Origin of the sequence: Streptomyces paradoxus, assembly GCF_014202475.1 — a bacterium.
GTDB classification, from domain to species: Bacteria; Actinomycetota; Actinomycetes; order Streptomycetales; family Streptomycetaceae; genus Streptomyces; species Streptomyces paradoxus.
Genome location: NZ_JACHGV010000003.1, coordinates 495,941 through 515,146, shown reverse-complemented (window position 1 = coordinate 515,146; position 19,206 = coordinate 495,941). Strand labels below are relative to the sequence as shown.

At 72.0% G+C, this 19,206-nt stretch carries 20 protein-coding genes; 14 read left to right on the top strand and 6 right to left on the bottom strand.

Going from position 1 to position 19,206, the window contains the following annotated elements; translation table 11 throughout:
• Positions 1-19: 19 nt before the first annotated feature.
• The 3 genes from HNR57_RS12085 (at position 20) to HNR57_RS12075 (ending at position 3,383) form a co-directional block, all read left to right on the top strand.
• Complete coding sequence (locus tag HNR57_RS12085) at positions 20-457, top strand: gamma-glutamylcyclotransferase family protein (protein WP_184559647.1); 438 nt, start codon at positions 20-22, stop codon at positions 455-457.
• A 101-nt stretch (positions 458-558) separates the two neighbouring features.
• The gene (locus HNR57_RS12080; protein WP_184559646.1) at positions 559-1,383 is read left to right on the top strand and encodes a purine-nucleoside phosphorylase; all 825 of its coding nucleotides are present in this window, start codon (positions 559-561) and stop codon (positions 1,381-1,383) included.
• A 347-nt stretch (positions 1,384-1,730) separates the two neighbouring features.
• Positions 1,731-3,383: a phospho-sugar mutase gene (locus HNR57_RS12075; RefSeq protein WP_184559645.1), complete on the top strand. Its 1,653-nt coding sequence runs from the start codon at positions 1,731-1,733 to the stop codon at positions 3,381-3,383.
• A gap of 36 nt (positions 3,384-3,419) precedes the next feature.
• Here HNR57_RS12075 and HNR57_RS12070 read toward each other — a convergent pair whose 3' ends face one another.
• Positions 3,420-3,779, bottom strand: coding sequence for a DUF6204 family protein (locus HNR57_RS12070; RefSeq protein WP_184559644.1), 360 nt, complete (start codon positions 3,777-3,779; stop codon positions 3,420-3,422).
• A gap of 348 nt (positions 3,780-4,127) precedes the next feature.
• Positions 4,128-4,832, bottom strand: coding sequence for a PH domain-containing protein (locus tag HNR57_RS12065; protein ID WP_184559643.1), 705 nt, complete (start codon positions 4,830-4,832; stop codon positions 4,128-4,130).
• Between the two features lie 155 nt (positions 4,833-4,987).
• Here HNR57_RS12065 and deoC point away from each other — a divergent pair, with 155 nt between their 5' ends.
• The 4 genes from deoC to HNR57_RS12045 all read left to right on the top strand — a co-directional run bounded on the left by deoC (position 4,988) and on the right by HNR57_RS12045 (position 9,150).
• A complete protein-coding gene (gene deoC / locus HNR57_RS12060) occupies positions 4,988-5,950 on the top strand; it encodes a deoxyribose-phosphate aldolase (protein ID WP_184560382.1) in 963 nt (320 codons plus the stop codon).
• Between the two features lie 5 nt (positions 5,951-5,955).
• Positions 5,956-7,392 (top strand): aldehyde dehydrogenase family protein, encoded by a 1,437-nt coding sequence (locus HNR57_RS12055; RefSeq protein WP_184559641.1) that lies wholly within the window; start codon positions 5,956-5,958, stop codon positions 7,390-7,392.
• Positions 7,385-8,269, top strand: coding sequence for an aldehyde dehydrogenase family protein (locus HNR57_RS12050; RefSeq protein WP_184559639.1), 885 nt, complete (start codon positions 7,385-7,387; stop codon positions 8,267-8,269). Before HNR57_RS12055 ends, HNR57_RS12050 begins: the two co-directional genes overlap by 8 nt.
• Positions 8,270-8,445: 176 nt before the next feature.
• Positions 8,446-9,150: a uridine kinase family protein gene (locus HNR57_RS12045; RefSeq protein ID WP_184559637.1), complete on the top strand. Its 705-nt coding sequence runs from the start codon at positions 8,446-8,448 to the stop codon at positions 9,148-9,150.
• 189 nt (positions 9,151-9,339) lie between these two features.
• Here the strand turns inward: HNR57_RS12045 and HNR57_RS12040 are convergent, their stop codons facing one another.
• On the bottom strand, positions 9,340-10,095 hold the full coding sequence (locus HNR57_RS12040; protein ID WP_184559636.1) for a SigE family RNA polymerase sigma factor: 756 nt from the start codon (positions 10,093-10,095) through the stop codon (positions 9,340-9,342).
• Positions 10,096-10,333: 238 nt separating this feature from the next.
• Between HNR57_RS12040 and afsQ1 the strand changes: the two genes are divergently transcribed.
• From afsQ1 to HNR57_RS12015, 5 genes are all read left to right on the top strand, one after another.
• Entirely contained in the window at positions 10,334-11,011 is a 678-nt protein-coding gene (gene afsQ1, locus HNR57_RS12035; RefSeq protein WP_053675520.1) for a two-component system response regulator AfsQ1, read from the top strand.
• On the top strand, positions 11,008-12,609 hold the full coding sequence (locus tag HNR57_RS12030) for an ATP-binding protein (RefSeq protein ID WP_184559634.1): 1,602 nt from the start codon (positions 11,008-11,010) through the stop codon (positions 12,607-12,609). Before afsQ1 ends, HNR57_RS12030 begins: the two co-directional genes overlap by 4 nt.
• Complete coding sequence (locus HNR57_RS12025) at positions 12,606-13,226, top strand: hypothetical protein (protein ID WP_184559632.1); 621 nt, start codon at positions 12,606-12,608, stop codon at positions 13,224-13,226. The genes HNR57_RS12030 and HNR57_RS12025 overlap by 4 nt, the downstream gene beginning before the upstream one ends.
• A gap of 85 nt (positions 13,227-13,311) precedes the next feature.
• Positions 13,312-13,896 (top strand): VanZ family protein, encoded by a 585-nt coding sequence (locus tag HNR57_RS12020; protein WP_184559630.1) that lies wholly within the window; start codon positions 13,312-13,314, stop codon positions 13,894-13,896.
• A gap of 62 nt (positions 13,897-13,958) precedes the next feature.
• Positions 13,959-14,171 (top strand): PspC domain-containing protein, encoded by a 213-nt coding sequence (locus tag HNR57_RS12015; protein WP_107455762.1) that lies wholly within the window; start codon positions 13,959-13,961, stop codon positions 14,169-14,171.
• A gap of 78 nt (positions 14,172-14,249) precedes the next feature.
• On the opposite strand, the gene HNR57_RS12010 is transcribed toward HNR57_RS12015, so the two are convergent.
• Complete coding sequence (locus HNR57_RS12010; RefSeq protein WP_184559629.1) at positions 14,250-14,603, bottom strand: ATP-binding protein; 354 nt, start codon at positions 14,601-14,603, stop codon at positions 14,250-14,252.
• A gap of 141 nt (positions 14,604-14,744) precedes the next feature.
• Positions 14,745-15,902 carry an adenosine deaminase gene (locus tag HNR57_RS12005; protein WP_184559627.1) on the bottom strand — a complete coding sequence of 386 codons (1,158 nt, stop codon included), beginning with the start codon at positions 15,900-15,902 and terminating at the stop codon, positions 14,745-14,747.
• A gap of 123 nt (positions 15,903-16,025) precedes the next feature.
• Between HNR57_RS12005 and HNR57_RS12000 the strand changes: the two genes are divergently transcribed.
• Entirely contained in the window at positions 16,026-16,784 is a 759-nt protein-coding gene (locus HNR57_RS12000; RefSeq protein WP_184559626.1) for an alpha/beta hydrolase, read from the top strand.
• Between the two features lie 95 nt (positions 16,785-16,879).
• Here HNR57_RS12000 and HNR57_RS11995 read toward each other — a convergent pair whose 3' ends face one another.
• Entirely contained in the window at positions 16,880-17,842 is a 963-nt protein-coding gene (locus HNR57_RS11995) for a LysR family transcriptional regulator (protein ID WP_184559624.1), read from the bottom strand.
• 62 nt (positions 17,843-17,904) lie between these two features.
• Between HNR57_RS11995 and HNR57_RS11990 the strand changes: the two genes are divergently transcribed.
• Positions 17,905-19,179: an MFS transporter gene (locus HNR57_RS11990; protein WP_184559623.1), complete on the top strand. Its 1,275-nt coding sequence runs from the start codon at positions 17,905-17,907 to the stop codon at positions 19,177-19,179.
• The last annotated feature ends 27 nt before the right edge of the window (positions 19,180-19,206 follow it).

The following is a 19,206-nucleotide window of genomic DNA, read 5'->3' as shown; positions in this document are numbered from 1 at the left end:
CCTGCCGTACCCTCTCCCCATGTCGCTCTACGCCGCGTACGCCGGCAACCTCGACGCGCGGCTGATGTCCCGCCGCGCCCCGCACTCGCCGCTGCGCGCCACCGGCTGGCTGAACGGATGGCGACTGACCTTCGGCGGCGAGCACATGGGCTGGGAGGGCGCACTGCCGACGATCGTGGAGGACCCGCTCTCCCAGGTCTTCGTGTCCCTGTACGACATCGCCCCGATGGACGAGGAGTCGCTCGACCGCTGGGAGGGCGTGGGCCTGGAGATCTACCGTCGTACGCGCGTCCGGGTCCACACCCTGGACGGTGAGGAATCCGCCTGGGCCTTCGCCCTGAACGCGTACGAGGGCGGCCTGCCCTCCGCCCGCTACCTGGGCGAGATCGCCGACGCGGCCGAGTCGGCCGGCGCTCCCCACGACTACGTGATGGAGCTCCGCAAGCGTCCCTGCTGACGGCCGGCGGCCGTCCTCGTCGGAAACGACAAGACAACGATCGCCACCCCGTTGGCTCTGCCATCTACGCGCGTAGGCATTCACCGGCTACCCTCGTCGGCGTGAACGCATCTCTTCTTCCGGACGACATCCAGGGCGACCCCCACGCGGCCGCCGACGCCGCCGCGGCCCGCCTGCGCGAACTCACCGGTGCCGAGACCCACGACGTCGCCCTCGTGATGGGCTCCGGCTGGGCCCCGGCCGTGGACGCCCTGGGCGCCCCCGAGGCCGAGTTCCAGGTCACCGAGCTCCCCGGTTTCCCGCCGCCGGCGGTGGAGGGCCACGGAGGCAAGATCCGCTCGTACCGGATCGGCAACAAGCGCGCCCTGGTCTTCCTGGGCCGTACGCACTATTACGAGGGCCGCGGGGTGGCCGCGGTCGCCCACGGTGTCCGCACCGCGGTGTCGGCCGGCTGCAAGACGGTCGTCCTCACCAACGGCTGCGGCGGCCTGCGCGAGGGCATGCGCCCCGGCCAGCCGGTCCTCATCAGTGACCACATCAACCTCACCGCCACCTCCCCCATCATCGGCGCGAACTTCGTCGACCTCACCGACCTGTACTCCCCGCGTCTGCGGGCCCTGTGCAAGGAGGTCGACGCCACGCTGGAGGAGGGCGTCTACGCCCAGTTCCCCGGCCCGCACTACGAGACGCCGGCCGAGATCCGCATGGCCCGGGTCATCGGTGCGGACCTGGTGGGCATGTCGACGGTCCTGGAGGCGATCGCCGCCCGCGAGGCCGGCGCGGAGGTCCTGGGTATCTCCCTCGTCACCAACCTCGCCGCGGGCATGACGGGCGAGCCCCTGAACCACGAGGAGGTCCTCCAGGCGGGCCGCGACAGCGCCACCCGCATGGGCTCCCTGCTCGCGCAGGTCCTGGACCGCCTCTGAGGGACGCTTCGGCAGGTCGTCCGGCGGCTGCGGGCCCGTAGTGGCTGGTCGCGCGGTTCCCCGCGCCCCTAGGGGGTTGCGGGCGCCTGCGCGGGAAAGCAGCCGCCGTGGTGCGCTTCCGCACCCGCGGACGGCGAGAAGGGGACGTGTCGGGGGCGCCCGCAGCGGTTGGCGCGTCAGCGAACGGTCAGTCGGTACGCGACCCCATCGCGCCGTTCCGAGGACGGACACCCCCCGACGCGGCCCGACCCACCCCCGGCGGCAGGCGAAGACGCGCACCCCCACCACGCCGCAGGCAGACCACACCGCACCGCACGCCACCACACCGGAGAGGCTGACACCACACCGTGCACGAAGAACTCATCGCACAGGCCCAGGCGTGGCTCACCGAGGACCCCGACCCGGACACCCGCACCGAGCTCGCCCGCCTCATCGACGCCGAGGACCACGCCGAACTCGCCGCCCGATTCAGCGGCACTCTCCAGTTCGGCACCGCCGGCCTCCGCGGCGAACTCGGCGCCGGTCCCATGCGCATGAACCGCTCGGTCGTCATCCGCGCCGCCGCCGGCCTCGCCGCGTACCTCAAGAAGCAGGGTCCCCCCGAGAGGGAAGGGGAGGCCGGCCTCGTCGTCATCGGCTACGACGCCCGCCACAAGTCCCACGACTTCGCCCAGGACACCGCCGCCGTCATGATCGGCGCCGGCCTGCGCGCGGCCGTCCTCCCCCGCCCTCTGCCGACCCCCGTACTCGCCTTCGCGATAAGGCACCTCGGCGCGGTCGCGGGCGTGGAGGTCACCGCCAGCCACAACCCGCCCCGCGACAACGGCTACAAGGTCTACCTCGGCGACGGCTCCCAGATCGTCCCCCCGGCGGACATCGACATCGCGGCCGAGATCGCCGCCGTCCCGTCCCTCACCACCGTCCGGCGCCCCACCGAAGGCTGGGACACCCTCGACGACAGCGTCCTCGACGCCTACCTCGCCCGCACGGACGCCGTCCTGTCCGAGGGCTCCCCCCGCACCGCCCGCACGGTGTACACGGCTATGCACGGCGTCGGAAAGGACGTCCTCCTGGCCGCGTTCGCCCGCGCCGGCTTCCCAGAGCCGGTCCTCGTCGCGGAGCAGGCCGAACCCGATCCGGAGTTCCCGACCGTCGCGTTCCCCAACCCGGAGGAACCCGGCGCGATGGACCTGGCCTTCGCGACGGCGCGCGCCTGCGCGACCGCCCCGGACCTGATCCTCGCCAACGACCCCGACGCGGACCGCTGTGCCGTCGCCGTCCAGGACGGCACCGACTGGCGCATGCTCCGCGGTGACGAGGTCGGCGCCCTGCTCGCCGCCCACCTGGTCCGCCGCGGGGCGACCGGCACCTTCGCGGAGTCGATCGTCTCGTCGTCCCTCCTCGGCCGCATCGCCGAGAAGGCGGGCCTCACCCACGTCGAGACCCTCACCGGCTTCAAGTGGATCGCCCGCGCCGAGGGCCTGCGCTACGGCTACGAGGAGGCCCTCGGCTACTGCGTGGACCCGGACGGCGTACGCGACAAGGACGGCATCACGGCCGCGCTGCTGATCACGGAACTGGCCTCACAGCTCAAGGAGGAGGGGCGTACGCTCCTGGACCTGCTGGACGACCTGGCGGTGGAGCACGGCCTGCACGCGACGGACCAGCTCTCGGTCCGCGTCGAGGACCTCTCCCTCATCGCGGCCGCGATGCGCCGCCTGCGCGAGCAGCCCCCGACGGAGCTGGCCGGCCTGCCGATCACCCGCACGGACGACCTCACCAAGGGCACGGCCGAACTCCCGCCCACGGACGGGCTGCGCTACACCCTCGACGGCGCCCGGGTGATCGTCCGCCCGAGCGGCACGGAGCCCAAGCTGAAGTGCTACCTGGAGGTCGTGATCCCGGTCGGGTCCCACCAGGACCTCCGGGCGGCCCGCGCGAGGGCGACGGACGTGCTGGAGTCGATCAAGCGCGACCTGTCGACGGCGGCGGGCATCTGAGGCCGGTGCCCGGCGCCACCGCCCCGGGCCGATGACTCAGGAACTCTTCCGGGCTGCCTCCCGCCGCTGCCGCTTGCCGAGAGGCGCCCGGGAGAGGTCCTCGGCGCTGGACCTCAGGTTCTTGTAGCCGTACCCGCGCTGCTCCAGCCAGGCCCGCGCCGACTCCTCGGCCCGCTCGGTCGCCTCCAGGATGTCCTCCTCGGCCTCCCCGGAGTCGAGGAAGCGGAAGGTGAAGGCGGGCCGCACGGCCACGTCGTACGTGAGGCTCCCCTCGGGCGTGAAGGCCGCGCGCAGCACGTCGTGCTCCGCGGCCCGCTCCAGGAGCCCGGCCCGCTGGTCGGCACTCAGCCCGTCGAAGACGCCTCGGACGGTGACACGGAAGGTACGGGTGCTCATGCCCGGAACCTAGGCCCGAGGAGCGCAGCGGCTCCACCACTTTTCCGCCCCGGGACGTGCAGCCGGAACCCTGGCCGCCCCAACGCCGGCAGAACAGCCCGGGCGGCCGGCCCAGCCCACCACAACCGATCGGGCGGTCGCCCGGCCCACAGCAACCAGTCGAGCGGTCAGCCCATCGCCACCAGAACCACTCGGCCCATCCGCCCAGCCCGGCCCCAGCCCACATCAGCCAGTCGGGCGACCAGACCAGCACCACCAGAACCACCAGGGCCGTCACCCGAGCACCACCAGGACGCCCGGACCATCGCCCCCCGTCGGGCGGTCACCCCACCAGGACCAGTCAGGCGGTCAGCCCATCGCCACCAGAACCAGCACCAGCACGGCCCCCGCGACCGCCGGCGCCAGCACCTCGTAGGCCCACCGCACGGTCACCTCGCCCCGCGCCGACTCCGCCTCGCGCCGCGCCTCGTGCAGCGCGCGCAGGTCGTCCATGATCCGGTCGGTCTCCGCCCGCACGGGCCCGTCCGACAGCGGCTCCCGGCTGAAGCCCTGCCGCAGCCCCTCCGTCGTGCCGAGCGCGCTGCCGCGGCCCTCGTCCCGCCCCATCTGCCGCCGCGCCTGCGCCGTCGCCCGCATCTCGCGCCGCGCGGCCTTCTTGCGCGCGCGCAGCGAGACCGGCACGGCCCACAGCTGGTACTTCGCACCGGATTCGGTGAGGACCTCGTTCGAGTAGGCGGAGCGCAGCGAGGCGACCTGCCCCCAGGGCACGACGACGATGCGGAAGGGATTGCGGATCCGCAGCCGGTCGTCGCCGGCGTACACGGCCGGGCGCAGGGTGAAGGCGACCACCAGCGGCACGACGAGGAGCAGCAGGGCGAGCGCGAGCCACGGCGTGCGTCCCTCCCCGGAGATCACCGCGTCGACGCCGAGCCATCCGGCGATGCCGAGCAGCATCACGCCACCGGCGATGGCCGGGGCCGACCGGTACACCCGGTCCTTGGACTCGGGCTCCGCGGGCTGCGGCGTCGGCGACTGGGATTCGGGGCTCGTCATGTCTCGATTCTGCCGGACCCGACCAGGCGCCCCTCATCCACGTCCCTCATCCACGTCCCCCACGGCCTCCACGCCGAAGAACGACCGGATCCGCCCCGGGAGAAAACGGGGGGCTGTACAGCCGCTACGCGCGTAGATATGCTCGTCTGGTGACCATGCCCAGTTCTGCACTCACCGCAGCTCACCCCCTCAAGGACGTCGCCTCGTCCGACAGCGCGCTGCGCCGCTTCCTCCACGGGCTCCCCGGCGTCGACGCGGTCGGGCTCGAAGGCCGTGCGGCCTCGCTCGGCACCCGTTCGATCAAGACGACCGCCAAGGCGTACGCCATCGACCTCGCCATCTCGATGGTCGACCTGACGACGCTGGAAGGCGCGGACACCCCGGGCAAGGTCCGGGCGCTCGGCGCGAAGGCGGTCAGGCCCGACCCGACGGACCGTACGACGCCGTCCACGGCCGCGGTCTGCGTCTACCCCGACATGGTGGCCGTGGCCAAGGAGGCCGTCGCCGGCTCCGGCGTGAAGGTCGCCTCGGTCGCCACGGCGTTCCCGGCCGGCCGCGCCGCGCTGGAGGTCAAGCTGGCCGACGTGCGCGACGCCGTGGCCGCGGGCGCCGACGAGATCGACATGGTCATCGACCGCGGGGCGTTCCTCTCGGGCCGATACTTGAAGGTGTACGACGAGATCACCGCCGTGAAGGAGGCCTGCGGGACCTCCGCGCGTCTGAAGGTCATCTTCGAGACGGGCGAGCTCTCGACGTACGACAACATCCGCCGCGCGAGCTGGCTCGGGATGCTGGCGGGCGCGGACTTCATCAAGACCTCCACCGGAAAGGTCGCCGTCAACGCGACCCCGGCGAACACGCTGCTGATGCTGGAGGCGGTGCGTGACTTCAAGGCGCAGACCGGCATCCAGATCGGCGTGAAGCCGGCCGGCGGCATCCGCACCTCCAAGGACGCCATCAAGTTCCTGGTGCTGGTCAACGAGACGGCGGGCGAGGACTGGCTGGACAGCCACTGGTTCCGCTTCGGCGCGTCCTCGCTGCTGAACGACCTGCTGATGCAGCGCCAGAAGCTGGCCACCGGCCGCTACTCCGGTCCCGACTACGTGACGGTGGACTGATCACCATGGCATCGGTATTCGAATACGCCCCGGCCCCCGAGTCGCGCGCGATCGCCGACATCGCGCCCTCGTACGGCCTGTACATCGACGGCGAGTTCGTCGAAGCGGCGGACGGCAAGGTCTTCAAGACCGTCTCCCCGTCCACCGAGGAGGTTCTCTCCGAGATCGCGCGGGCCGGTTCCGAGGACGTCGACCGTGCGGTGAAGGCCGCGCGCAGGGCGTTCGAGAAGTGGTCGGCGCTCCCGGGCTCGGAGCGCGCCAAGTACCTCTTCCGGATCGCCCGCATCATCCAGGAGCGCTCCCGCGAGCTCGCCGTCCTCGAAACCCTCGACAACGGCAAGCCGATCAAGGAGACGCGCGACGCCGACCTGCCGCTGGTCGCCGCGCACTTCTTCTACTACGCGGGCTGGGCCGACAAGCTCGACCACGCCGGCTACGGCGCGAACCCGAGGCCGCTGGGCGTGGCGGGCCAGGTCATCCCCTGGAACTTCCCGCTCCTGATGCTGGCGTGGAAGATCGCCCCGGCGCTCGCGACGGGCAACACGGTCGTCCTGAAGCCGGCCGAGACCACCCCCCTCTCGGCGCTGTTCTTCGCGGACATCTGCCGCCAGGCGGGCCTGCCCAAGGGCGTCGTCAACATCCTCCCGGGCTACGGCGACGCCGGCGCGGCGCTGGTGTCCCACCCGGACGTGAACAAGGTCGCCTTCACCGGCTCCACGGCCGTCGGCAAGGAGATCGCCCGCACGGTCGCCGGGACGCGCAAGAAGGTCACGCTGGAGCTGGGCGGCAAGGGCGCCAACATCGTCTTCGACGACGCCCCCATCGACCAGGCCGTCGAGGGCATCGTCAACGGCATCTTCTTCAACCAGGGCCAGGTCTGCTGCGCGGGCAGCCGTCTGCTGGTGCAGGAGTCCATCCAGGAGGAGCTGCTCGACTCCCTCAAGCGCCGTCTGTCGACGCTCCGCCTCGGCGACCCGCTGGACAAGAACACGGACATCGGCGCGATCAACTCCGAGGAGCAGCTCACGCGCATCACCTCGCTCGTCGAGCAGGGTGAGGCGGAGGGCGCCGAGCGCTGGTCCCCGGCGTGCGAACTGCCGGAGAGCGGCTACTGGTTCGCCCCGACGCTGTTCACGAACGTCACCCAGGCGCACACCGTGGCCCGGGACGAGATCTTCGGCCCGGTGCTGTCGGTGCTGACGTTCCGCACCCCGGACGAGGCGGTCGCCAAGGCCAACAACACGCCGTACGGCCTGTCCGCCGGCATCTGGACGGAGAAGGGCTCGCGCATCCTGGCGGTCGCGAACAAGCTCCGCGCGGGTGTCGTCTGGTCCAACACGTTCAACAAGTTCGACCCGACGTCGCCGTTCGGCGGCTACAAGGAGTCGGGCTTCGGCCGCGAGGGCGGTCGCCACGGCCTGGAGGCGTACCTCGATGTCTGATCGGCTCAACGTCCTGAAGACCTACAAGCTGTACGTGGGCGGGAAGTTCCCGCGTTCCGAGAGCGGCCGGGTGTACGAGGTGAGCGACTCCAAGGGCAAGTGGCTGGCCAACGCGCCCCTGTCCTCCCGCAAGGACGCCCGGGACGCGGTGGTCGCCGCCCGCAAGGCGTTCGGCGCCTGGTCCGGGGCGACGGCGTACAACCGCGGTCAGGTGCTCTACCGCGTGGCCGAGATGCTGGAGGGCCGCCGCGACCAGTTCGTGCGCGAGGTGGCCGAGGCGGAAGGGCTGTCGAAGTCCAAGTCCGCCGCGGTCGTGGACGCGACGATCGACCGCTGGGTCTGGTACGCGGGCTGGACCGACAAGATCGCCCAGGTGGTCGGCGGCGGCAACCCGGTCGCGGGCCCGTTCTTCAACCTGTCCTCCCCCGAGCCGACGGGCGTGGTCGCCGTCCTGGCCCCCCAGGAGTCGTCCTTCCTGGGCCTGGTGTCGGTGCTCGCCCCGGTGATCGCGACGGGCAACACGGCGGTCGTGGTGGCGAGCGAGAAGTCCCCGCTCCCCGCCCTCTCCCTCGCCGAGGTCCTGGCCACCTCGGACGTCCCCGGCGGCGTGGTCAACGTCCTGTCGGGCCGCACGGCGGAGATCGCCACCCCGCTCGCCGCGCACCAGGACGTCAACGCGATCGACCTCGCGGGCGCCGACGAGGCCCTGGCGAAGGAACTGGAGATCGCCGCGGCCGACAACCTCAAGCGCGTCCTCCGTCCACAGCCTGTGGATTACACGGAGACCCCCGGCATCGACCGCATGACGGCGTTCTTGGAGACCAAGACGGTCTGGCACCCCACGGGTTCACTGGGCGCGTCGGGTTCCTCGTACTAGCCGCCCCGCACAGCCGAAGCCCCGGCCCTCCTCCGTCCAGGAGGGCCGGGGCTTCTCCGCGTGCGCACCTACTGCTGCGACAGCAGCCCCGCCACCGGCCCGGTCAGCGCCTGGGACCTTCTCAGGAGAGTCGTGCTGCACTGGGTGATCGGATAGGCACGGAGGGTAGTCAAGGTGTGACGCGCGCATCAAAGCCGACCCGCAGGGTCGTACGGCCCCCTGTTGATGCCTCACACTGGTGTCCCGTGAGTTCTCCATCGCCCATATCGACGCGAGTCGTGCTGCTCTGCGGCCCTTCCGGCTCCGGCAAGTCCCTCCTCGCGGCCCGCTCCGGCCTCCCGGTGCTGCGGCTCGACGACTTCTACAAGGAGGGCGACGACCCGACCCTGCCCCTGGTGGCCGAGAGCTCCGACATCGACTGGGACCATCCGGACTCGTGGGACGCGGACACGGCCGTCGCCGCGATCACCCGGCTGTGCCGCACGGGCCGTACGGAGGTTCCCGTCTACGACATCTCCCTCAGTGCCCGCACCGGCGACGAGACGGTCGACATCGGCCGGACCCCGCTGTTCATCGCGGAGGGCATCTTCGCCGCGGAGATCGTCACGCGCTGCCGTGAACTCGGCGTCCTCGCCGACGCGCTGTGCCTGAGCCGCGGCCCCGTGAGGACCTTCCGCCGCCGCTTCCTGCGGGATCTGAAGGAGGGCCGCAAGTCGGTGCCGTTCCTGCTGCGCCGCGGCTGGCGCCTGATGCGGGAGGAGCGCACGATCGTCGCCCGCCAGACGGCACTGGGCGCGTACGCCTGCGACCGCGACGAGGCGATGGGCCGGCTGGCCGCAGCGGCGGCCGGCCGGTGCGCGGGCCTGCGTACAGCGGCCTAGCCCGGCGGCCCGGGTCCGGGGAGCCGGAGCACAAAGGAAAGCGGGACTGAACGGACCCCCCGGCCCTCCAGTCCCGCTCCTGTGCTCCCCCGTTGTCCTCCCCCGAGTCCCCACTCTCCCGCGAGGACGCCCCCCAGCGTCCGTACGGTTCCCCCGTGGGCCCCCCTTGTGGTGCTCCCCCCCCGACCTTCAGGCGACGAGCTCGCCGAAGGCGTCCTCCTCGTCACGGCCGAAGCTGAGGACCTCGTCCTCGCGCAGCCGGCGGAGCGACCGCCAGATGCTGGACTTCACCGTGCCGACACTGATGTCGAGGATCTCCGCGATCTCCGGGTCCGTGCGGCCCTCGTAGTAGCGCAGGACCAGCATGGTGCGCTGGAGTTCGGGCAGCCGGGCCAGCGCCTGCCACAGAACGGCGCGCAGCTCGGTGCCGCGCATCGCGTCCGTGTCGCCGGGCGTCTCCGGCAGTTCCTCGGTCGGGTACTCGTTGAGCTTGCGGCGCCGCCAGGCGCTGATGTGCAGGTTCGTCATGGTGCGGCGCAGGTATCCGCCCACCGCCGCCTTGTCGCTGATCCGCTCCCACGCCCGGTAGGTCGAGAACAGTGCGCTCTGCAGCAGGTCCTCGGCCTCGAAACGGTCACCGGTGAGGTGGTAGGCGGTTGCGTACAGGGAGGCACGGCGCTCCTGGACGTAGGCGGTGAACTCCGCCTCCGTCAGCGAACGGCGCTCCCCCGAGCCCTCCCCGTACGCGGCTCCCCCGTGAGCCGCCCCCGTCCCCTTGCTCTCCCCCGTGGGTGCGTCAACCACCGTCATGAACGCGGTGTGCTGACGCCCGGTGCCGCGAGCGCACCCCCGCCCGCTCACGGCACCGGACTTCTCGGAAACCCTGTGCACGTCGTGCAGACGCGTGACAACTGCGCTGGTGCTGATGCCGTGCAGCGTGTTCATCTCGCGCCCCCCGTCGTGGACTTCCGTTGTGCGGCCCGCCGGTTGGGGCGGGCTTCCTTGCCTGTGCCGAAAAGCTTGCCGCGGCACTTTCATGGCCGTGTCCGCCGACTGTCACAGACCTGTCACAGGGGTCGGCCACAGGCCGGCGACAGGCCGTACACACGCGTCGGCGGTACCGGCCGCACCGAGTGGGCCCCACCGGTCGAACCCCGACCCCTCCATGGGCCAGAATGAGCGCGTGCCTTCCCTGTTGCTGATCGAGGACGACGACGCCATCCGGACGGCCCTGGAGCTCTCACTGACGCGCCAGGGTCACCGCGTGGCGACCGCTGCCAGCGGTGAGGACGGTCTGAAGCTGCTCCGTGAGCAGCGGCCGGATCTGATCGTGCTGGACGTGATGCTGCCCGGCATCGACGGGTTCGAGGTGTGCCGGCGCATCCGGCGCACGGACCAGTTGCCGATCATCCTGCTGACCGCGCGCAGCGACGACATCGACGTGGTGGTCGGGCTGGAGTCCGGCGCCGACGACTATGTCGTCAAGCCGGTGCAGGGCCGGGTGCTGGACGCCCGGATCCGGGCCGTGCTGCGGCGCGGCGAGCGGGAGTCGAACGACGCGGCGAGCTTCGGCAGCCTCGTCATCGACCGCTCGGCGATGACCGTGACGAAGAACGGCGAGGACCTCCAGCTCACGCCGACCGAGCTGCGGCTGCTGCTGGAGCTGAGCCGGCGGCCGGGCCAGGCGCTGTCCCGGCAGCAGCTGCTGCGGCTGGTGTGGGAGCACGACTACCTGGGCGACTCGCGGCTCGTGGACGCGTGTGTCCAGCGGCTGCGCGCCAAGGTCGAGGACGTGCCGTCGTCCCCGACGCTGATCCGTACCGTGCGGGGTGTCGGCTACCGGCTGGACGCGCCTCAGTGACCCAGGCGCACCAAGGGGGGGCCCGCGGCTGGACCGGGGCGCGCAAGGGAGTTTCGTCGCGGCTGCGCTTCACCAGCCTGCGGCTGCGACTGGTCGTCGTCTTCGGCCTGGTGGCCCTGACGGCCGCCGTGTCCGCGTCCGCGATCGCGTACTGGCTCAACCGCGAGGCCGTGCTCACCCGCACCCAGGACGCCGTGCTGCGCGACTTCGAGCAGGAGATGCAGAACCGCGCGGCCGCGCTGCCCGAGCGCCCCACACAGGACGAGCTGCAGCACACCGCGGGCCAGATGGCGGGCAGCGACCAGCGCTTCAGTGTGCTGCTCGTCGGCCGCGACCCCGCGGGCCGGACCGTCTACGGCAGCTCCGGCGGGCTGAGCGGCTTCTCGCTGCGCGACGTGCCGGTCTCGCTGCGCACGGCGGTGAACAAGGCGCAGAAGGTCGACGGGAGCAACAAGCAGCCGTACCACCTGTACTGGCAGCGAATAGTCGATCATGACACGCCGTACCTGGTGGCCGGCACGCGCGTGATCGGCGGCGGTCCGACCGGTTACATGCTCAAGTCGCTGGAGCCGGAGGCGAAGGACCTCAACTCGCTGGCCTGGTCGCTGGGCATCGCCACGGGCCTCGCGCTGATCGGCTCGGCGCTGCTCGCGCAGGCCGCCGCTACGACGGTGCTGAAGCCGGTGCAGCGGCTCGGGGCGGCCGCGCGGCGGCTCGGCGAGGGCAAGCTGGACACCCGGCTGCGGGTGTCGGGGACCGATGAACTCGCCGATCTGTCCCGGACGTTCAACAACGCGGCCGAGGCGCTGGAGAAGCGGGTCGCCGACATGGCCGCCCGGGACGAGGCGTCCCGGCGGTTCGTGGCGGACATGAGCCACGAGCTGCGCACGCCGCTCACCGCCATCACCGCCGTCACGGAGGTGCTGGAGGAGGAGCTGGAGGCGGAGACCGGGAGCATGGACCCGATGATCGAGCCCGCCGTCCGGCTGGTGGTGAGCGAGACGCGGCGGCTGAACGACCTGGTCGAGAACCTGATGGAGGTCACCCGCTTCGACGCGGGCACCGCACGGCTCGTCCTGGACGACGTCGACCTCGCCGACCAGATCACCGCCTGCATCGACGCCCGTGCCTGGCTGGACGCGGTCGAACTGGACGCCGAGCGCGGCCTGCACGCCCGCCTGGATCCGCGCCGCCTGGACGTCATCCTGGCCAACCTGATCGGCAACGCACTCAAGCACGGCGGCTCCCCGGTGCGGGTGTCGGTGCGGGAGGCGGACGACTCGATCGTCATCGAGGTGCAGGACCACGGGCCCGGCATCCCGGAGGACGTCCTGCCGCACGTCTTCGACCGCTTCTACAAGGCCAGCGCCTCCCGGCCGCGTTCCGAGGGCAGCGGCCTGGGTCTGTCCATCGCGCTGGAGAACGCCCACATCCACGGCGGCGAGATCACCGCGGCCAACTCGCCCGACTCGGGCGCGGTGTTCACCCTGCGGCTCCCGCGCGGCACGTCCCCCGCGGAGGAGCAGCCCGCCGAGGACGAGCTGAAGCCCGGCGGCGACACCGACCGGCCCCAGGGCGACGTGAAGGGGGACGCATGATGACCGCACGTCTCGCGGCCGTGCCCCGTCTGCTGGCCGTTCCGGCGCTCGCCGTGCTGCTGGCCGGCTGCGGGATCCGGGCCACGGAGGTGCCGACGAACTTCGGGCCGGCGCCCTCGCGGGTGCAGTGCTCGCTGTCCGAGCCGGACGTCTCGACGCAGGCGGCCCGGGGGCTGCCGGTGCAGGTGTTCCTGCTGTGCGGGTCCGCGCTGGTGACCGTCGACCGGACGGTGCGGGTCCCGGACGGCGCGGCCGACTCCGAGCGGCGCATGCTCGTCGCGCAGGGCCTGCTGGACCAGCTCGCCACACCGCCGTCGGCCGCCGAGAAGGAAGCCGGCTACAGCACGGACGTCCGCGACGGCATCACCGTCGGCGGTCCGCGCCCCGGCGACCCGGAGGACACGCTGCGGCTGAGTACGGCACCGGCCGGACTGACCTCGTACGCGCTGGCCCAGATCGTCTGCACCTTCTCCGATTCGGCGGCGGCCGAGGGGGACGGCTCGGTGGTCCTGGCCGGGCCCGGCGCCGAGCCGCCGCGCCGCTACGAGTGCACCGACGAGGTGCGGGCCCGGCCGGGCAGTACGGAACCGCCGTCGAAGGACGTGGCCGGGGAGTGACCCGGCCGGGTTGTGGCGCATGCCTCACAGGCCTGTCCGGGCCCATCCCGGAACCGATCCTGCCGGACGCCGCGTCTTGGGGGGCGTGCAGCGTCAAGGCTCCATCGGCGGCAGCGCCGCGTTCCGCATCCGTGTGACAGGAGGTGTCCTCCTCGTCGCCCACCTCGCGTTCGTCGCCTGGTTCACGCTGCGGCCGCTGGACGTGCCCTGGGTGATGCCCGCCAATCTGCGGCCGTTCGCCGGTATCCGGGCCGATCTCGCCCTGGGCTGGCCGGCGGCGGCCCGCCGGATCGGGGAGGGGCTGGCCCTGCTCGCCCCGCTGGGTGTGCTGCTGCCGTTGGTGAGCGGCAGGCTGGTCGTCTCGCCGCTGGCGTCCCTGCTGCGCACCGTCGCGGCCGGCGCCCTGCTGTCGTGGGGCATCGAACTGCTGCAGACCGGCGTGCCCGGTCAGGTCGTCGACGTCGACTCGCTGTTCCTGAACACCGCGGGCGTGGCCCTCGCGCATCTCGCGCTGGTCCCGGCGGGGCGCTCCTGGCTGCGCCGCCGTACCGCCGCCCGCGTGCTCCGTGCGCCCCTCCCCCCGGAGGAGCCGGCTCAGGGTCGGACCCCGACGATTCCCAGGGTCGGGATCGCCCCGTGGAGCGACGCTTTGCCCCCTTCGTCTCCGTAGCGTGGAGTGCAGATGGGGTACTCGGACGAGAGGCCTCACACACCCTCACGAAGGAGTCGCACATGTCCCGCCTCGCCCGCCCCACCCATGGCCGCATGATCGGCGGAGTGTGCGCCGCGCTGGCACGGCGCTTCGGCACCTCCGCGACGACCATGCGCGTGATCTTTCTCGTCTCCTGCCTGCTGCCCGGCCCGCAGTTCCTGCTGTACATCGCGCTGTGGATCGTGCTGCCGTCCGAGGACAAGGTGCACGGCAAGACCCAGACGGCCTGGTAACCGCCCGTCGCGAGAACGCCGATGGGGCGCACCCCGTGCAGGTGCGCCCCATCGGCGTGTGTCCGCCTCGGCGGTGGGTCAGACGACCGGCACGCCGTTCACCGGCAGGCCGTGCGTGGGCAGGCCCTGCACCGGGAGTCCGCCCAGCAGGTCGGCGGCCGGGCCCGTCGGGCCCTTGGCGAGGACCTGCTCGGCGACCGGCTGCGCGGCGGCGGTTCCGGCACCGGCCGCCGTCTGCCCCTGGCCCAGCGCCTCACCCGAGCCCGGCAGCGTCTGGGAGAGCTGCTCCGCCGGGAGCGCCGCGGTGACGGTCTCCAGCGTCTGGGCGGTGTCCGGGAGGGCCGGGGCGGCGTTGGCGGCGCCCGCACCGGCGGCGGCGAAGGCGGCACCGAGAGCGGCGACACCGAGGGACTTGGCAGCAGACTGCTTCATGAAATGCGTCCTCGTAACGGGATGACGGGGTGGGTGAGCGGTCCAGCGACCGTAAACACCCGGCGCCACCCGCCGCAAACATCGAAATGCGGACGGATCGTGGACGCCGTCCGCATCCGTGGTGCGCCGAATATCCCAGGGTCAGCCTTCCGGATCGGCAGAACCGCTGGTGGAAGCCGTCTGACGGAACAGCCATTCGGATTTCAGCTCGGCATATCCGGGCTTGATGACGTCATTGATCATGGCCAGCCGTTCATCGAAAGGAATGAACGATGATTTCATCGCATTGACGGAGAACCACTGCATGTCGTCGAGCGTGTATCCGAATGCCTCGACGAGGTGCTCGAATTCCCGGCTCATGCTGGTGTGGGACATCAGGCGGTTGTCCGTGTTGACCGTGGCGCGGAAGTGCAGCCGGCGCAGCAGCCCGATGGGGTGCTCGGCGTACGAGGCGGCCGCCCCGGTCTGGAGGTTGGAGCTCGGGCACAGCTCCAGCGGGATGCGCTTGTCGCGGACGTAGGAGGCGAGCCGCCCGAGTTCGACCCGGCCGTCCTCGTGGACCTGGATGTCGTCGATGATCCGCACGCCGTGCCCGAGCCGGTCGGCGCCGCACCACTGCAGGGCCTGCCAGATGGAGGGCAGCCCGAAGGCCTCCCCGGCGTGGATGGTGAAGTGGTTGTTCTCGCGCTTCAGGTACTCGAAGGCGTCGAGGTGCCGGGTGGGCGGGTAGCCGGCCTCGGCACCGGCGATGTCGAAGCCGACGACCCCCATGTCGCGGTAGCGGTTGGCGAGTTCGGCGATCTCCAGGGCACGGGCGGCGTGCCGCATGGCGGTGAGCAGCGCGCCCACGCGGATGCGCGATCCGTTCTCCCGGGCGCGCCGTTCCCCTTCCCGGAAGCCCTCGTTGACGGCCTCGACGACCTCTTCGAGGCCGAGGCCGCCCTCCAGGTGCTGCTCGGGGGCGTAGCGCACCTCGGCGTAGACGACGCCGTCGGCGGCCAGGTCCTCGGCGCACTCGGCGGCGACCCGGACCAGTGCGTCGCGGGTCTGCATGACGCCGACGGTGTGGGAGAAGGTCTCCAGGTACCGCTCCAGGGAGCCGGAGTCGGCGGCCTCGCGGAACCACACGCCGAGTTTCTCGGGGTCGGTGTCGGGGAGCTGGGAGTAGCCGTTCTCGCGGGCGAGTTCGACGATCGTGCCGGGGCGCAGACCGCCGTCGAGGTGGTCGTGCAGCAGAACCTTGGGCGCCCGGCGGATCTGGTCCGGTGTCGGGGTGTTCGCGGTGGTCTGGCTCGTCATTTCCGCACTCTAACTCCTACGCGCGTAGAGGGCGCGGTCCCGGATGCTTTACGTTTTCGTCGATACGTAACGGTGACCCCGAGGACGGGTCGAGTACACCCGCGCTTCTGACACTGTTCTGTCATGGCACACCAAGCGACGCCGGTTCGCAGGGCCCGGCTGGGCAGGGCACTCGGTCCGCAGCCGACGGCGGTGAGCGGGGCGGTGCTGCTGCTCCCCGGCGGTGACGAGATCTCCGACCGCAGGCCGTCGCCCATGCTGGCGACCGCCTCCATGCGCGCCGTCGGGCGCCGACTGGCCCGCGCGGGCCGGGACGAAGGTCTCGCCGCGCACGTGGTGCACTACCGCTACCGCGGATGGAACGGCGGCGAGGCCCATCTCGCGCAGGACGCCACCTGGGCGGCCGACGAGGTCGTACGGCGCTACGGGGACGTCCCGGTCTGCCTCGTCGGTCTCGGGATGGGCGGCCGGGCCGGGCTGCGGGCGGGTGGCCACGAGGCCGTCAACTCCGTGCTGGCGCTCGCCCCCTGGCTGCCGGAGGAGGACGTCGCGGCGCCACCCGAACCGGTGAAGCAGTTGGTCGGACGCCAGGTGCTGATCGTGCACGGCACGAACGACGGGCGGACGGATCCCGAGCTGTCGTTCCGGCTGGCGGCGCGGGCGAAGAAGGCGAACCGGGACGTGTGCCGGTTCGAAGTGCACGCGGACGGGCACGGGTTGCGTCAGTACCGGGACGAAGTCCTGGCGCTGGCCGAGGACTTCGTGATGGGGGCGTTGTTCGGGCGGGTGGTGTCGCGGCCCGTGCGGGACGCGTTCGCCGCGCCGCCGCCGTTGGGGTTGCGGATGCCGTTGGCAGCGGGTTTCAGCCCTTCGAGGCGGTAGCGCCGCTGGGGTGCCTGTTCACCGGCCTGTGCGGGTCGCACGTGGCTTGTCGCGCCCACGCGGCGGAGCCGCAGATCGATACAGCCCCGCGCCCCTCAGGTGGGCAACAAGCCGCCTCTTCTTGAGAGCAGGAACCTTTTGAAGGCCGCTACCGGGGGTGTGTCCGGGTGGCCTGCCAGCCAGGCGACCCCGATTTCGCGGGCGGCCCTCGGGGCCGTGACCGTCAGTTCCACCACTCCTGGGCGGGGGACGGCCGGTGGGGGCAGGAGGGCGACTCCGAGACCGGCCGCCACCAGGCCCCTCAGGGTTTCCGCCTCCTCTCCCTCGAAGGCGATGCGGGGCTTGAAGCCGGCCTCCTTGCAGAGGTCGTCGGTGATGCGGCGCAGGCCGTAGCCGGGTTCCAGGGTGACGAACATTTCGTCGGACGCCTCGGCGAGGCGGATGCGGCGGCGGCCGGCGAGGGCGTGGTCGGCGGGGACGACCAGGCGCAGCTTCTGCTCGTCCAGGCGGCGGGCCACCAGGTCGGGGGCGTCCGGCACCGGGGACGTCAGGCACAGGTCGAGCTCGCCGGCGCGCAGGCGTTCCAGCATGGCCTCGCCGTAGTTCTGGACGAGGCTGAAGCGGACGCGCGGGTGATCGGCGCGGAAGGCGTGCAGGAGGCCCGGGACGGTCTCGGCGCCCATGGTGTGCAGGAAGCCGAAGGCGACCTTTCCGGTGGTCGGGTCGGCGTCGGCGCGCACCTCCTCGGCGGCACGTTCCACCTCGGCCAGGGCGCGTTCGACGGAGGTGAGGAAGGTGCGGCCGGCCGGGGTGAGGGAGACCGTGCGGCCGCGCCGGGCGAACAGGTCGACGCCCAGGTCCCGCTCCAGGCGGGCCATGGACCGGGACAGGGTCGACTGGGGGACGTTCATCTCCTGGGCGGCGCGGGTGACGTGCTCGGTGCGGGCGACGCCCGCGAAGTAGGCGAGGCGCGGCGCCAGCACCTTCGACATCTCCGCCATGTCTTCTGTGTCACTGCTTGGTGACAGGCGGGCCTGTGAGCTCGGTTGATGCACCATGGGAACGATTATGACCGTTCCATGCATTGGACGGATGAGTGCGGCGTCCGTAGGTTCGAGGCATGTCTCCCGCCAGTACCGGGGCGTCCACGATCGTGGGCGCCGATGCCTCTGTTCCCACCTCCGATTCACGTGTCTCCCCGGGCGGCCCCGGCTACCGCCGGATGAGCTTCGCCCTCTTCCTCGCGGGTGTCGCGACCTTCGCGCTGCTGTACTCCACCCAGGCGCTGCTCCCGCTGATCTCCGGCGAGTTCGGGGTGGCGGCGAGCGACGCGAGCTGGACGGTGGCCGCCGCGACGGGCGGGCTGGCGCTGTTCGTGCTGCCGATGAGCGCCCTGTCGGAGCGCTTCGGACGCCGGGCGGTCATGACCGTGTCGCTGGCCGTGGCCGTCACGCTCGGGCTGCTGGTGCCGTTCGCCCCCTCCCTCGGGGTGCTGATCGCGCTGCGGGCGCTGCAGGGCGCCGCCCTGGCCGGGCTGCCGGCGTCGGCGACCGCGTATCTGGCGGAGGAGGTCAGCCCGAAGGCGCTGATCACCGCAATCGGACTGTTCGTCGCCGGCAACAGCGTCGGCGGGATGAGCGGCCGGGTCATCACCGGCTGGGTCGCACAGGAATGGGGCTGGCGGATCGCCGTCGGTGTCATCGGTGTGATCGCGGTGGCGTGTGCGGTGGCCTTCCGGCTGCTGCTCCCCGCCCCGAAGCACTTCAGGGCCGGTTCGCTGCGGCCGCGCGTCCTGGCCCGGACCGTCCGCGACCACCTGTCCAACCCGCTGCTGTGCCGGCTGTACGCGATCGGCGCGCTGTTCATGACGGTGTTCGGCGGCGTGTACACGGTCATCGGCTACCGGCTGACCGAGGCCCCGTTCTCGCTGCCGCAGGGCATCATCGGCTCGATCTTCCTGGTGTACCTGGTCGGCACGGTGTCGGCGTCGACGGCGGGCCGGCTGGTCGGGCGGCTCGGCCGCCGGGGCGCGCTGTACGCGGCGGGCGGTACGACGACGGCGGGTCTGCTGCTGTCCCTGGCGGGCTCGCTCCCGCTGGTCCTGGCGGGCCTGGTCCTCATCACGGCGGGCTTCTTCGCGGGCCACGCGGTCGCCTCCTCCACGGTCAGCAAGACGGCCGCGCACGGCCGCGCCCAGGCCTCGGCGCTGTACCAGTCCGCGTACTACATCGGCTCCAGCGCGGGCAGCACGGTCGGCGCGATCGCCTTCCACGCGGGCGGCTGGGCCGGGACGGTCGGTGTCGGCCTCCTGGCGGTCCTGGGCGTCGTGACGATCACGGTCTTCGGCACCCGTGCGGCCCGGCTGCAGCGCCGGGAACTGACCACGGCCGCCTGAGTCCCGGCGGCGTCCCCTCTGGTCGGG

Coding starts and splice junctions, on each gene's coding strand:
- HNR57_RS12085 (WP_184559647.1), top strand. CDS start 20: ATGTCGCTCTACGCCGCGTACGCCGGCAACCTCGACGCGCGGCTGATG.
- HNR57_RS12070 (WP_184559644.1), bottom strand. CDS start 3,779: ATGAGCACCCGTACCTTCCGTGTCACCGTCCGAGGCGTCTTCGACGGG.
- HNR57_RS12065 (WP_184559643.1), bottom strand. CDS start 4,832: ATGACGAGCCCCGAATCCCAGTCGCCGACGCCGCAGCCCGCGGAGCCC.
- deoC (WP_184560382.1), top strand. CDS start 4,988: ATGCCCAGTTCTGCACTCACCGCAGCTCACCCCCTCAAGGACGTCGCC.
- HNR57_RS12055 (WP_184559641.1), top strand. CDS start 5,956: ATGGCATCGGTATTCGAATACGCCCCGGCCCCCGAGTCGCGCGCGATC.
- HNR57_RS12050 (WP_184559639.1), top strand. CDS start 7,385: ATGTCTGATCGGCTCAACGTCCTGAAGACCTACAAGCTGTACGTGGGC.
- HNR57_RS12040 (WP_184559636.1), bottom strand. CDS start 10,095: ATGAACACGCTGCACGGCATCAGCACCAGCGCAGTTGTCACGCGTCTG.
- HNR57_RS12025 (WP_184559632.1), top strand. CDS start 12,606: ATGATGACCGCACGTCTCGCGGCCGTGCCCCGTCTGCTGGCCGTTCCG.
- HNR57_RS12015 (WP_107455762.1), top strand. CDS start 13,959: ATGTCCCGCCTCGCCCGCCCCACCCATGGCCGCATGATCGGCGGAGTG.
- HNR57_RS12010 (WP_184559629.1), bottom strand. CDS start 14,603: ATGAAGCAGTCTGCTGCCAAGTCCCTCGGTGTCGCCGCTCTCGGTGCC.
- HNR57_RS12005 (WP_184559627.1), bottom strand. CDS start 15,902: ATGACGAGCCAGACCACCGCGAACACCCCGACACCGGACCAGATCCGC.
- HNR57_RS12000 (WP_184559626.1), top strand. CDS start 16,026: ATGGCACACCAAGCGACGCCGGTTCGCAGGGCCCGGCTGGGCAGGGCA.
- HNR57_RS11995 (WP_184559624.1), bottom strand. CDS start 17,842: ATGGTGCATCAACCGAGCTCACAGGCCCGCCTGTCACCAAGCAGTGAC.
- HNR57_RS11990 (WP_184559623.1), top strand. CDS start 17,905: ATGTCTCCCGCCAGTACCGGGGCGTCCACGATCGTGGGCGCCGATGCC.